Genomic DNA, 12,900 nt, shown 5'->3' on the forward strand with positions numbered 1-12,900 from the left:
CGGACCGATTCCGTCCGCTATCTGTCCTAGCGTGCGCAGCGCAGCCGCTTCACCGGCACTTCACCGACCAGGGAGAACACCGTGGACTTCGTTTCGATCCGCATCATCACCGGCGACGTCGCACGCCTCGTCGCCTTCTACGAGAGGGCCACCGGGGTGTCGGCGGCCTGGGCGACCGAGGACTTCGCCGAACTCGTCACCCCCAGGGCCACCCTCGCGATCGGCAGTACCCGCACCGTCCCGATGTTCGCACCGGACTCCGCTCGTCCCGCCGCCAACCACAGTGTGATCATCGAGTTCCTCGTCGAGGACGTGGACCGGGTGCACGGCAACCTGGGCGGCCTGGTGGAGGAGTTCGTCGCCGGGCCCACCACCATGCCCTGGGGCAACCGGGCGCTGCTCTTCCGCGACCCCGACGGCAACCTCGTCAACTTCTTCACGCCGGTCACCCCGGCCGCCGTGGCGAAGTTCGCCCGCTGACCCGGCGCCCGGCCCCGCGCCGCCGGCCCGTGCACGCCGCGGGCCGGCGGCGGATCCGTCGGGCACTGCCCGGGCGCCGGTCCCGTACGACCCCGAGCAGGGGCCGCGCGGGACCGCTCCGCTGCCGCCGGCCCGGGGTGAGGGGCGCCCCCCCCGGATGCGGGGAGGCCCGGCGGGACGCCCCTCAGGCGGGGGTCACCGGGAGGACTTGGTGACTCCCGGAAGTTCGCCCGCGTGTGCCATCGCGCGCATGCGGACGCGGGAGAGTCCGAAGGCCCGCAGGTGGCCGCGGGGGCGGCCGTCGACGCCGTCCCGGTTGCGCACTCGCGTCGCGCCGGCGTCCCGCGGCTGCCGCCGCAGTTCCCGGAGCGCGGCCCCGTACTCGGCCGGTGTGGCGGCCGGGTCGCGCAGGATCTCCTTCAGCTCGGCCCGGCGCCGTGCGTACCGCGCGACGAGCGCCCTGCGTTTCTCGTTCTTGGCGATCTTGCTCTGCTTGGCCATCAGACCTTTCCTCCCCGTGCGCGGATCCGCGCGACGGCGGCCGCGACGCCGATCACGTCGACCGTCCGGATCCCCTTCGTGCTCAGCGTGAGGCGCACGTGGCGGTTCTCGCTCGCGAGCCAGTAGCGCTTGCGCTGGATGTTGGGGTCGAAGCGCCGGCTGGTGCGCCGGTGCGAGTGGGAGACGGACTTGCCGAACACCGGCTGTGCGCCGGTCAACTGGCAGTGGGCGGACACGGGAGACCTTTCTCTCGGTGGAACAGACTTGGTAATGGTAACCATTTCCATATACTGCTCGCATGGCACGCGACGAACTCCGCCCGATCATCAAGCTCACCTCCACCGCCGGAACCGGCTACACCTACGTGACCCGCAAGAACCGCCGGAACGACCCCGACCGCCTGACGCTGCGCAAGTACGACCCCGTCGCCCGCCGGCACGTCGACTTCCGCGAAACCCGCTGACCCCCTGCCGCACACCCGCCACCCGACCCAGCAGAAGGACACCGCTGTGCAGCCCGGAATCCACCCCGCCTACCGGCCCGTCGTCTTCCGCGACAAGAGCGCCGGCTTCGCCTTCCTCACCCGCTCCACCATGACCGGCGACGCGACCGTCGCATGGGAGGACGGCAACACCTATTCCGTCGTCGACGTCGAGATCTCCTCCGCGAGCCACCCCTTCCACACCGGGGCCGCACGCGTCCTGGACACCGCCGGACGGGTCGAGCGGTTCGAACGCCGCTACGGCCGCCGGGGAGCCCGCTGATGGCCGCCGACCGCACCCTCCCCGTCGTCCTGGTCGGCGGACTGCACGCCGAAGCCCGCACCGAGGTCGTCCGGCGGCTGCTCGGCTCGATGCCCGGCAGCGTCGCCCTGCACCACGATCTCGCCGCCGGGCCGTAGGGCACGGTGCTGCGCACGGTCCGCGACCGCGACGGCCTGCACAGCGCCTCCGAGGCCCCGCTGGTGAACGACTGCGCGTGCTGCGCACTCCGCGAGGACCTCATCCCGGAGCTGACCCGGCTGGCCGGCGACGGCGTCACCCGCTGCGCCGTCGTCGAACTGTGGGACTCGGTGGAACCCAAGGCCATGGCCGAGGTCGTCGCCGCGCACAGCCACGGCGTGCTGGAACTCACCGGCGTCATCACGGCGATCGACCCGGCCCTGGTGCTGCCCTTCCTCGCCAACGGCGACGATCTCGCCGAGGCCGGTCTCGCCGCGGCACCGTCCGACCGGCGCACCGTCGCCGACACCTGGGCCAGGCAGCTCGAATACGCCGCCGTGCTGGCACTCGTGGAGGACGAGGAGTGGCCCGCCGACGAGGAGGACCGGGCGCTGCTGGCCCAACTGCACCCCACGGCACGCCAGGTGGACGCCGCCTCGGGCGAACTGGTGGCGGCAGCCCTGGCGGGCTTCGACGCCGAGGCCGCCGCGGCCGCGCAGCACCCGGCCTGCGCGCTGCTGCCACAGGCGGCCGACGAGGCGGGCGTCGCCACCTGCGTATGGCACCGGGACCGCCCCTTCCATCCCGAACGGCTCTACCAGGCGCTGGAGGAGCTGACCTGCGCCGCCGCGCGCAGCCGTGGCCGCTTCTGGCTCGCCGACCGGCCCGACACCCTCCTGTCCTGGGACGCGGCGGGCGGGGCGCTGTGCGTCGAGGAGGCCGGCCCCTGGCTGGCCGCCCTCCCCGACGCCGCCTGGGAGAGGGTGCCCCCGGTGCGCCGCGCCGCCGCCGCGCTGGACTGGCACCCCGAGCACGGCGACCGCTGCCAGCACCTCGTCTTCACCGCTCCCGGCCTGGACCGGGACGGGCTGGCCGAGGTCCTGGAGTCCTGCCTGCTGACGGACGCGGAGTTCGCCGCGGGGCGCGAGGCATGGAAGCACCTGCCGCCCGCCTTCGACGCCCTCCTCGACCCCGTTCCCTGACGTCCGCCAGCACCCCCGCAAGCCCGAGCATCCCCGCAAGCAAAGGAAACCTCCCATGGCTCAGCGCCCCGGCGCCCGCAGGGCCCGTACCCCCCGGCCGAACCCGCTGGACGCGGCGGGCATCACCCGCGTCGACCACAAGGACACCGATCTGCTGCGCACGTTCCTCTCCGACCGCGGCAAGATCCGCTCCCGCCGCGTCACCCGCCTCACCGCCCAGCAGCAGCGGCAGGTGGCGCGCGCTGTCAAGAACGCCCGCGAGCTGGCGCTCCTCCCGTACCCGGCCCGCTGACGGGCCCGCCCGCACCGCTCCCGGCCCGGGCGGCGGCGCCCGGGCCGGCGACCGGCTCCCGGGCCGGGAGCGCTGTTCGGGGGCCGCCGAGGCGCGCCTGCAAGGCGACCGCGAACAGGTCCGATTGGTCATCCCCTGCTACGTTTGTGGTGTGATCATTGCTGACACCGAGAGCGCGCGGCGGGACGCGGAGCTGGTCCTCGACTTCTTCTCCACCGTGCTCTCGGGCGACCGCGACATCTCCGCCGTCCGGCGCTTCCTGGCACCGGACTTCGTCGACCACGACTCCGAGGGCGACCCCGGCAGGACGGGTGTCGCCGCGAAGCTGACCGCGCTGTGGAACGCCCGGCCCGCTGCGGCCTTCCGCCCGCACCAGGCGATCGCGGCGGGCGGCTACGTCGCCGTACGGTCCACGCTCGAAGGCGGCGAGCGCCCGGTGCCGTTCGCCGACACCTACCGGGTCGCGGACGGCCGGCTCACCGAGCACTGGCACGTGGTCGGCGCCTGACGCACCGAGCCCCGGCTCCGGGCCGCGGGGGAGGACCAGGACCGCCGCGCCCCGCGGCGGGGAGCCGCCCCTCACACCCTGAAGACGGTGCCCAGGAACTCCTTCAGCAGCCTTTCCTTGAGCGGCCCGGGCAGCGCGTCCAGGAGCATCAGGACGGGCGCCGTCCGGGCCGGAAGCCCACCCTCGCCGTCCAGTCCGGCATGGGCGAGCACGGCCTCGACCTCCTGCGGCCCGAGCAGGTCCGGATCCAGCCCGGCGGCGAGCTCGGCGAGCCCCGGGTCGACCGCGGCGCGCGGCAGCCGGCGGGCCGTGCGGAGCGCGGCGGCGAGATCCCCGAGCAGGCCCTCCACCCGGTCCACGGTCGCCGGGGTCAGGGTGAGGTGCAGGTTGGGCGGCATGCCCGCATAGGAGAGCTGGGGTTGCAGGTACCAGCCCGCAGCGCGCATCTCGTCGGCGGTGTGCAGCACGAGGCCCGGATCCGGTTCCGCGCCGCCTGCCCCGCCGAGCACGGTGAACGCCACCACCCCCGCGACCGGTTCGCCCAGCACCCGCACCCCGTCGATCCCGCGCAGCCCCGCCAGCAGCCGCTCCGATGCCTCCGCGACCCGGGCCGCCAGCGCGGTGTAGCCCGTCTCGCCCACGTGCTGGAGCACCGCCCATGCCTGGGCCAGCAGACCGGCGGATTTCGTGCCCTGCGCGGTCGGGTTCACCACCGGGTACCCCGGCCAGGACGCGTGCGCGAAGTACTGGTGGCGGCGCAGCTCCGCATCGGCGTAGAGGACGACGGAGGCCCCCTTGTCGGTGTACGCGTACTTGTGCAGGTCGACGGAGAGCGAGGTGACGCCGGGAACCGTGAGGTCGAACGCGGGCACCTGGTGCCCGGTGCCGCGCAGCCAGGGCAGCAGCCACCCGCCGAGGCAGGCGTCGACATGGCACAGCACGCCCCGCGCGGCGGCCGACGCGGCGATCTCGGCCACCGGATCCAGCACCCCGTGCGCGTACGACGGGGCGGAGGCGACCACGAGCGCCGTGCGGTCGGTGAGCGCGGCGGCCATCGCGCCGGCGTCCGCGCGGAAGGTGGCCGGGTCGACCGGAACCGTGACCGCCTCCAGCCCCAGATAGTGCGCGGCCTTGTGGAACGCGGCGTGCGCGGTGGCGGGCAGGACCAGTTGGGGCGCGGTGATGCCGCGCACCGCACGGGCCTGGTCCCGGGCGGCCTTCACGGCGAGCAGGATGCTCTCGGTGCCGCCGCTGGTGAACGTCCCCTGGGTGCCCGGTGCGCCCAGCAGCGCCGTGGCCGCGCGGACCACGTCGTTCTCCAGCCGCGCCACGCTGGGGAAGACGGTCGGGTCGAGGCCGTTGACGGTCGCGAACTCCGTGTAGGCGGCGGCCGCGAGTCCGTCCACCTCGGCGCGCCCCGCGTCGTAGACGTAGGCGAAGGTGCGTCCGCCACGGGTGGGCGCGTCCGCCTCGCGCAGTGTCCGCAGCTCGGCGAGCACCTGCTGCGCGGACCGGCCCTCGGACGGCGGGCGGATGGGATCAGTCGGCACGGCCGGGCTCCTTCTGCGCGGATGTGGATGCGGACGGGGACGGGCCGGGTGCGGGCGCCGCCGGGGGGGGGGGCAGCCGCGCCGCCGGGTCGTCCTCCCGGTGGCGGTGCAGCAGGTGCCCGTGCACAGCGGCCCCAGGCCGTACCCGACGCGCACCCGGCGCGGCAGGGGCGAAGCTGCCGCGCCACCCGCCCCCGTGACTGCCATGGCGCCGATCATGGGGGAGCGGCCGAGCTCCGACAAGAGGCGTGCAGCACGCTGTCCGGTCACCGCGGAAGGCGCCCGAGACGCTTCGCGGACGCGGCCAGTGGGACACAGGGGCACTGGTGGACGGGGCGCGGTGTTAGGAATGAGTCATGAAGCTGCCTCTCCGCCGCCCCGGGAACCGGCCGCCGCGGCCCGCCACCCGCTCCGCGGACAAGGGCCGTTCGCTGCTCCGCCTGCGCAGCGCGGCCGGTCAGGTGTTCGTGCTGCAGGTCGTCCTCGTGCTGCTGCTGGTCGCCGCGGCGGTGGCGGCCCAGGTCGTACAGGCGCAGCGGGACGCCACGAGCCGGGCCCGCGAGAAGTCGGTCGCGGTGGCCCAGGCGTTCGCGCACGCCCCGGGGGTGGCGGAGGCGATGCGGGGCCCGCATCCGGCCAGGGAGCTCCAGCCGCGCACCGAGGCCGCCCGCAAGGACGCCGGTGTCGACTTCATCGTGCTCATGAGCCGGAAGGGGATCCGCTACACCCAGCCCAATCCGTCGCTGATCGGGAAGAAGTTCGTCGGCACGATCGAACCGTCGCTCCGCGGCCGCACCACGGTGGAGCGGGTCACCGGCCCCCGCACCGGCGGGGACACCAACGTCGTGCAAGCCGTCGTGCCCGTCCGGGACTCCGACGGCACCATCGTCGGCCTGTCGTCGGCGGGGCTGGCGGTACGCAACGTCGCGGGCATGACCGACCAGCAGCTGCCGATCATCCTCGGCGCGGGCGGTGTCGCCCTGGTGGCCGTCATCGGCGGGACGGCCCTGGTCTCCAGGCGGCTGCTGCGCCAGACGCACGGCCTCGGGCCCGCGGAGATGACGCGGATGTACGAGCACCACGACGCCGTGCTGCACGCGGTGCGGGAGGGCGTGCTCATCCTCGACGCCGACGGGCGCCTCGTGCTGGCCAACGACGAGGCCCGCCGGCTGCTGGACCTGCCTCCCGGCACCGAGCGGCGGCACGTGGGCGAACTGGACCTGGCCGAGGGCATCGCACGGCTGCTGGTGTCGGGTGAGCCCGTCACCGACGAGGTGCTGCTGTCCGGGGACCGGCTGCTGGCGGTGAACATACGCCCCACCTCCCGGCACGGGGGCGCGCTCGGCAGTGTGGTGACGCTGCGTGACACCACGGAGCTGTCGGCCGTGTCGGGGCGTGCCCAGGTGGCGCGGGAGCGGCTGAAGCTGCTGTACGAGTCGGGGGTGCGGATCGGCACCACGCTGGATGTGGCCCGCACGGCGCGGGAGCTGGCCCAGGTGGCGGTGCCCGGGTTCGCCGACCTGGCGGCCGTCGACCTGCTGGACGAGGTGGTGCGCGGCCAGGAACCGGCCCCGCAGGCACAGCGCCGGGTGCGCCGGGTGGCGGTCGGCGAACGGCCGGAGGGACTCCCGCTGTACGAGGTCGGGGAGGCGATCGTCTTCCGGCCGGGTTCGCCGCAGGCCCGCGCGCTCGACGCGGAGCGGGCGGTGCTGGAGGCTGATCTGCACCACGCGGAGGAGTGGCTGCGGCACGACCCGGAGCGCGCGCGGCGGACGCTGGAGTTCGGCGTCCACTCGCTGATCACCGTCCCGCTGCGGGCCAGGGGAGTGATTCTGGGCATCGCGCACTTCTGGCGCAGCGGCGACTCGCCGGGCTTCGACGAGGACGACGTCTCCTTCTCCGAGGAGTTGGCGACGCGGGCCGCGGTGGCCATCGACAACGCGCGCCGCTACACCCGCGAGCACGCCATGGCCGTGACCCTGCAGCGCAGCCTGCTGCCGCGCGGACTGCCCAAGCAGGCGGCCCTGGAGGCGGCCTGGCGCTACGTGCCCGCGGAGGCGGGGGTGGGCGGCGACTGGTTCGACGTCATCCCCCTCTCCGGCACCCGCGTCGCGCTGGTCGTCGGCGACGTGGTGGGGCACGGACTGCACGCGGCCGCGACGATGGGGCGGCTGCGCACCGCCGTGCACAACTTCTCCACCCTCGACCTGCCCCCCGACGAACTGCTCGCCCACCTGGACGAGCTGGTGGCCCGCATCGACGACGAGGAGAGCGACGCCGACCCGAGCGGGCGGCAGTACGAGGGAGTGGCCGGAGCGACCTGCCTGTACGCCGTGTACGACCCGGTGACGGGCTCCTGCACCCTCGCCCGTGCCGGCCACCACTGCCCCGCGGTGGTGTACCCGGACGGCACGGTCGGTTATGCGGACGTTCCCGCCTCCCCACCGCTCGGTCTGGGCGGCCACCCCTTCGAGACCACGGAGCTGCACCTGCCCGAGGGCGCCCAGCTCGTGCTGTACACCGACGGTCTGGTCGAGAGCCGGGACCGGGACATCGACACCGGTCTGGAGATCCTCCGCTCCGTGCTGGAGGAGACCGCGGGCGCGGGGCCGGACGAGACGGCCCGCGCGGTCGCCGGTTCCGTCATGCCGGCCCACCCGTCCGACGATGTCGCCCTGCTGGTGGCCCGCATCCGCAGGCTCGCCCCGGACCAGGTCGCCAAGTGGCAGGTCGACCCCGACCCGGCGGCCGTCGCCCCGGTCCGCGCCGAGTGCGCGGCGCGGCTGCGCGAGTGGGGCCTGGAGGAGATCGGGCACACGACCGAGCTGATCCTCAGCGAACTGATCACCAACGCCATCCGCTACGGGAAGGAGCCGATCCAGGTCCGCCTCCTGCACGACGAGGACAGTCTCATCTGCGAGGTCTCCGACGGCAGCGGAACCTCCCCGCATCTGCGCCGCGCCTCGACCACCGACGAGGGGGGCCGCGGTCTCTTCCTCGTCGCCCAGTTCGCCCAGCGCTGGGGCACCCGCTACATCCCCGGCGGCAAGGTCATCTGGACCGAGCAGCAGTTGCGCGGCGGCGGCTCCGCGCGCCCGGCCGAGCAGTTGCCGGCCGACGCGCTGCTGGACCAGTTCGACGACGGGGGCTGGTGACACGCTGGGGTGGTGCGGCCGCCGTACCGCCCTCACGCGGTGGCGCACGCGAGCAGCCACGCGGCTTCGGCGTCCCGGTGCGGAGCGACCGGCCGACTGCCCGACGGCGCACGGCACCCACCGGCCCGCAGGCCCGCCGGGGGAGTGGGCCGGGTCCGGCCGCCGGAGCGGCTCGGGGCGTGCGGCGCCGCGCGGCCGTCGTCAGGCCGCGGCGGTGCCGGCTCCCGCGGCGGCCAGGGCGGCGTCCGTGTCGGCGGCCGCCAGGTCGGCGTTGATCCGGGCGCCCGCCAGCGCCCCCGCTGCGGCGGAGGCCCCCACCTGGGCGGTGGGATCGGCGGCGTTGCCCGCCACCCACACCCCGGGCACTGCGGTGGCTCCGGCCGCGTCCGCGGTGAACCGGCGGCCCATCCCCTCGGGCAGGTCCTCCAGCGGCAGGCCCAGACCGGTCAGGCCCTCGGCGCGGGCCCGCATCGAGGTCGCGACCGCGAGCACCCGGCGGGCGACCACCTGGCCGTCCGTCAGCCGCACCCCGGCGATGCCGCCGTCGCCGTCCTGCACGACCTGCTCGACCGGGGTGCCGACGACGCGGATGCCGCGGGCGTCGAATCGCGCCCGGGTGTCCGCGTCCAGCCCGGTGCCGCGGGTGAAGTAGACCAGATCCTCGGTCAGCTGGCGGAAGAGCAGCGCGTGGTGGAGGGAGGCCGGGCCGGTGGCGAGGACGCCGACCGGCTGGTCGCGCACCTCCCAGCCGTGGCAGTACGGGCAGTGCACCACGCTCCGTCCCCAGTGCTCCGCGAGCCCGGGGACGTCGGGCAGCACGTCCCGCAGCCCGGTGGCCACCAGCAGTCGGCGTGCCGTCAGTGTGCGGCCGTCGGCCAAGGTGACGGTGAAGCGCGGGTCGCCCGCGGCGGACGGCTCGGCCGGTTCGGCGCCGGCCACCTCGCCGGGCACGAGCACGCCGCCGTAGCGCTGCACCTCCTCCCGGCCCCGCGCGTAGAGCTCGGCGGGCGGCACGCCGTCCAGGCCCAGCAGGCCGTGCACGCCCTCGGCCGGCGTGTTGCGCGGCGTGCCGCTGTCCACCACGACGACCGAGCGGCGGGAGCGGGCGAGCATCAGGGCGCCGTTGAGCCCCGCGGCGCCGCCGCCGATCACCAGCGTGTCGACGGTCTCCCCCGAGAGCGGGCCGGTCCCGGCAGTCGTTCCAGGCATGGGGCGTGCCCTCCTTCAGGTACGGGGCCCGGCCGCTCCGGGCCCGCTGTGGACGACGCTAACCAGACGTTGCACGCTCAGCATAGGATGTTGCCTATGACGCAAATTGATGGCGAGCTGGACAGCCTGGTACGCAAACGCATCAGGGCGATGCGGGTGGCGCAGGGCTGGTCCCTGGAAGAACTGGCCACCCGCGCCCGGCTGAGCCAGTCCACGCTCAGCCGCATCGAGAACGGCCGTCGCCGGCTGGCGCTGGACACCCTCGTCACCCTGGCCCGCGCCCTGGACACCACCTTGGACCAGCTGGTGGAGACCGCCTCCGACGACGTCGTCACCAGCCCGATCGTCGACAGCGCGCACGGGATGCTGCAGTGGCCGCTCAAGAGCGACCCGGGCGTGACCGTCGTGCGCCAGCGCATGACCGACCCGCCGCCCGACAACCCCGCCCGGATGCGCGCGCACCCCGGCCGGGAATGGCTGGTCGTCCTCTCCGGCACCGCGGTCCTGCTGCTGGGAAACCGCCGCCTGCGGGTCGAGACCAACCAGGCGGCGGAGTTTCCCACGATGCTGCCGCACGCCATCGGTGCCGACGGCGGCCCCTGCGAGGTCCTCGGGATCTTCGACCGGGACGCCCGCCGGGGGCACCAGCGGGATCGCGGCGAGCGCGGCGCATAGCGTCCGCCGGGGTCCGCCGCCTCGCAGGGGTGGCCTTGCGCGTCCGGCAGCCCCCGGTGCCCGCTTCTTGCGTATCCGGAAAGGAATCGTGCCGTACTCGCATGACCGTCCTAGCGTGGCGGCATGCCCCACACCCACTCGTCCGCGCCCCGTCGGGGCGCCTCCGACGCCCACCAGCCCCAGGACCACGACCAGGCCGAGCTCCTCGACCTGGACGCGGAGGTCCTCGCCGAACACCTCGCGACCATCACCGCATGGCTGCCCGTCGAAGCGCCCCCGCGCCGGATCGCGGACCTCGGCTGCGGCACGGGAGCTGGCACCTTCGCCCTCCTCGACCGCTTCCCCGACGCCCACGTCACGGCCGTCGACTCCTCCTCCGAGCACCTGCGACGCCTCCGGGAGAAGGCCCGCGCCCAGGGTGTGGCGGAGCGCGTGCACCCGGTGCGCGCCGACCTGGACGACGCCGACTGGCCCGATCTGGGCACCCCGGACCTGGTGTGGGCCTCCGCCTCGATGCACCACATGGCCCACCCCGAGCGCGCACTGCGCCGCATCCACGACGCCCTGCCGCCCGGCGGGCTGTTCGCCGTGGTCGAGCTGGCGGGCTTCCCCCGTTTCCTGCCGCCCGACGCGCCCGAGGACCAGCCCGGCCTGGAAGAGCGCTGCCACGCGGCGAACGACCGGTACCACGCCGCGCACATGCCACACCGCGGCGCCGACTGGGGGCCGAAGCTGACCGCCGCCGGATTCGCCCTCGACGGGCAGCGCACCCTCGAGGTGAACATCGCCGGCTCCCGCGACGAGGCCGTTGCCGCCTATGCGCTGAGCAGCCTGCGACGCATGCGCGGCAGTCTCGCCGACGCGCTCCCCGCGGAGGACCTCGCCGCACTCGACCGGCTGCTGGACACCGGTGGCCCGCACAGCATCACACGCCGCCGCGACCTCGCGGTCCGTACGGTACGCACCGTCTGGGCGGCCCGGCGCGGCGACTGAACCGGCACGCCGTGCCGTTCGACCCCGGCGGTTCCCACCGGTCCGCCGTCCGCCGCCGGGGGCTCAGCCCCCCGCGGCCGGGCCGGGCGCTGCCGGCGCGGCCGGCTCGGACCTGATGGGCCTCATGTTCACGAGTACCGCGGCGAGCACCGCGCCGAGCAGCATCACGCCCACCGCCACCCAGGTCGCGGTGGTGAATCCGTGCACCACGCCCTCCCGGACCACCGTCCGGCGCATCCGCGGATCGTGCAGATGATCGCGGACGTAGTGGTTGGTGACGCTGGTCGCCACGGTGTTGAGCAGCGCGGTGCCGATGGACCCGCCCACCTGCTGCGCGGTGTTCACGGTGGCCGAGGTGACCCCCGAATCGTGCGCTGCCACGCCCTGCGTCGCCGTGGAGATCACCGGCATGAACGTGCAGCCCAGGCCCAGACCCAGGAGCAGTTCGGCGGGGAGCAGATGGCTGACGTACGAGGAGTCGGTGTCCAGCTGGGTCAGCACGGCCATGCCCGCCGCCGCCAGCAGCATGCCCGGCGCCATCAGCAGCCGCGGCGGGACCAGCGGCAGCAGCCGGGCCGAGATCTGGGTGGAGCCGAGGATGATCGCGCCGCTGATCGGCAGATAGGCCAGCCCGGTGCGCAGCGGCGAGTAGCCGAGGATGCCCTGCATGTAGTAGGTCAGGAACAGGAACACCCCGAACATCCCCAGGGTGGCCATGCCCATGGTGAGGAAGCTGCCCGCACGGTTGCGGTCCCTGACGATGTGCAGCGGCAGCAGCGGAGTGCGCGCCCGGCCCTGCCACAGCACGAAGGCGGCCAGCAGCAGCCCGCTGCCGCACAGCAGCCCCAGCACCATCGCGCTGCCCCAGCCGCGGGGTTCGGCCTCGCTGACTCCGTAGACGAGTGCGAGCAGGCCCCCGCAGCCCAGCACCGCTCCGGGAAGGTCGAGCCGCGCCTCCGCGTGCCCGGGACGGTCGTGCAGCAGTGTCAGTGCGCCCAGCACCGCGGCCCCGGCGAACAGGATGTTGACGTACAGGCACCAGCGCCAGTCCAGATACTCGGTGAGGACTCCGCCCATCAGCAGCCCGATGGCGGCCCCGGCGCCGGCGACGGCGCCGTACACACCGAACGCCCTGCTCCTCTCCCGGGGGTCGGTGAACGTCGTCGACAGCAGCGAGAGCGCGGAGGGGGCCAGCAGCGCGGCGAAGACGCCCTGCAGCGCGCGGGCGCCGAAGAGCATTCCGGAGCTGCCCGCGGCGCCGCCGAGTCCGGATGCGACGGCGAATCCGATCAGCCCGATGACGAAGGTGCGCTTGCGGCCCACGAGGTCGGCCACCCGCCCGCCCAGCAGGAGCAGCCCGCCGAAGGCGAGCGTGTAGGCCGTGATGACCCACTGGCGGTTGTTGTCCGACATGTGCAGCTCGCGCTGCGCGGAGGGCAGCGCGACATTCACGATCGTCGCGTCCAGCACGACCATCAGCTGGGCGATCCCGATGACGATCAGGGCCCACCACCGGTGCCGGTCCACCGGGTCGGGTGCCTGGTCGCCGCTCGCGCGCACCCGGGCATCGGACATAAGCCTCAGACAACCATCCAGTGGTGCATTCCGCATCC

At 74.4% G+C, this 12,900-nt stretch carries 13 protein-coding genes and 1 pseudogene; 9 read left to right on the forward strand and 5 right to left on the reverse strand.

Going from position 1 to position 12,900, the window contains the following annotated elements:
* Nucleotides 1-81: 81 nt before the first annotated feature.
* Nucleotides 82-480 (forward strand): VOC family protein, encoded by a 399-nt coding sequence (locus A949_RS0129415; RefSeq protein ID WP_019359642.1) that lies wholly within the window; start codon nt 82-84, stop codon nt 478-480.
* Nucleotides 481-675: 195 nt separating this feature from the next.
* Here the strand turns inward: A949_RS0129415 and rpsN are convergent, their stop codons facing one another.
* Together rpsN and rpmB are read right to left on the reverse strand one after the other, a co-directional pair.
* The gene (gene rpsN, locus A949_RS0129420) at nt 676-981 is read right to left on the reverse strand and encodes a 30S ribosomal protein S14 (RefSeq protein WP_019359643.1); all 306 of its coding nucleotides are present in this window, start codon (nt 979-981) and stop codon (nt 676-678) included.
* Complete coding sequence (gene rpmB, locus A949_RS0129425; RefSeq protein WP_019359644.1) at nt 981-1,217, reverse strand: 50S ribosomal protein L28; 237 nt, start codon at nt 1,215-1,217, stop codon at nt 981-983. The genes rpsN and rpmB overlap by 1 nt, the downstream gene beginning before the upstream one ends.
* Before the next feature lie 62 nt (nt 1,218-1,279).
* Here rpmB and rpmG point away from each other — a divergent pair, with 62 nt between their 5' ends.
* From rpmG to A949_RS36960, 5 genes and pseudogenes are all read left to right on the forward strand, one after another.
* A complete protein-coding gene (rpmG, locus tag A949_RS0129430) occupies nt 1,280-1,444 on the forward strand; it encodes a 50S ribosomal protein L33 (RefSeq protein ID WP_019359645.1) in 165 nt (54 codons plus the stop codon).
* Nucleotides 1,445-1,490: 46 nt separating this feature from the next.
* A complete protein-coding gene (locus A949_RS0129435) occupies nt 1,491-1,745 on the forward strand; it encodes a type B 50S ribosomal protein L31 (RefSeq protein ID WP_019359646.1) in 255 nt (84 codons plus the stop codon).
* Nucleotides 1,745-2,905 (forward strand): annotated as a pseudogene (locus A949_RS35045) (CobW family GTP-binding protein). The gene A949_RS0129435 and the pseudogene A949_RS35045 overlap by 1 nt, the downstream one beginning before the upstream one ends.
* A gap of 55 nt (nt 2,906-2,960) precedes the next feature.
* Nucleotides 2,961-3,197: a 30S ribosomal protein S18 gene (rpsR, locus tag A949_RS0129445; protein WP_019359649.1), complete on the forward strand. Its 237-nt coding sequence runs from the start codon at nt 2,961-2,963 to the stop codon at nt 3,195-3,197.
* Between the two features lie 151 nt (nt 3,198-3,348).
* Nucleotides 3,349-3,705, forward strand: a complete 357-nt coding sequence (locus A949_RS36960; protein WP_019359650.1) for a nuclear transport factor 2 family protein — start codon at nt 3,349-3,351, stop codon at nt 3,703-3,705.
* Between the two features lie 71 nt (nt 3,706-3,776).
* Here the strand turns inward: A949_RS36960 and A949_RS0129455 are convergent, their stop codons facing one another.
* A complete protein-coding gene (locus A949_RS0129455; protein ID WP_019359651.1) occupies nt 3,777-5,255 on the reverse strand; it encodes a pyridoxal phosphate-dependent decarboxylase family protein in 1,479 nt (492 codons plus the stop codon).
* A gap of 356 nt (nt 5,256-5,611) precedes the next feature.
* On the opposite strand from A949_RS0129455, the gene A949_RS0129460 reads away from it, so the two are divergent.
* Entirely contained in the window at nt 5,612-8,410 is a 2,799-nt protein-coding gene (locus tag A949_RS0129460) for a SpoIIE family protein phosphatase (protein ID WP_019359652.1), read from the forward strand.
* Between the two features lie 201 nt (nt 8,411-8,611).
* Here A949_RS0129460 and A949_RS0129465 read toward each other — a convergent pair whose 3' ends face one another.
* Nucleotides 8,612-9,619 (reverse strand): NAD(P)/FAD-dependent oxidoreductase, encoded by a 1,008-nt coding sequence (locus A949_RS0129465; protein WP_019359653.1) that lies wholly within the window; start codon nt 9,617-9,619, stop codon nt 8,612-8,614.
* Nucleotides 9,620-9,706: 87 nt separating this feature from the next.
* Here A949_RS0129465 and A949_RS0129470 point away from each other — a divergent pair, with 87 nt between their 5' ends.
* Together A949_RS0129470 and A949_RS0129475 are read left to right on the forward strand one after the other, a co-directional pair.
* Nucleotides 9,707-10,294, forward strand: coding sequence for a helix-turn-helix domain-containing protein (locus A949_RS0129470; protein ID WP_026005149.1), 588 nt, complete (start codon nt 9,707-9,709; stop codon nt 10,292-10,294).
* Nucleotides 10,295-10,417: 123 nt separating this feature from the next.
* Nucleotides 10,418-11,287, forward strand: coding sequence for a class I SAM-dependent methyltransferase (locus tag A949_RS0129475; RefSeq protein WP_019359655.1), 870 nt, complete (start codon nt 10,418-10,420; stop codon nt 11,285-11,287).
* Between the two features lie 63 nt (nt 11,288-11,350).
* Here A949_RS0129475 and A949_RS0129480 read toward each other — a convergent pair whose 3' ends face one another.
* Nucleotides 11,351-12,862 (reverse strand): MFS transporter, encoded by a 1,512-nt coding sequence (locus tag A949_RS0129480; protein WP_019359656.1) that lies wholly within the window; start codon nt 12,860-12,862, stop codon nt 11,351-11,353.
* Nucleotides 12,863-12,900: the final 38 nt, after the last annotated feature.

It is taken from the genome of Streptomyces sp. AA1529, from assembly GCF_000280905.1.
Taxonomy (GTDB): domain Bacteria; phylum Actinomycetota; class Actinomycetes; order Streptomycetales; family Streptomycetaceae; genus Streptomyces.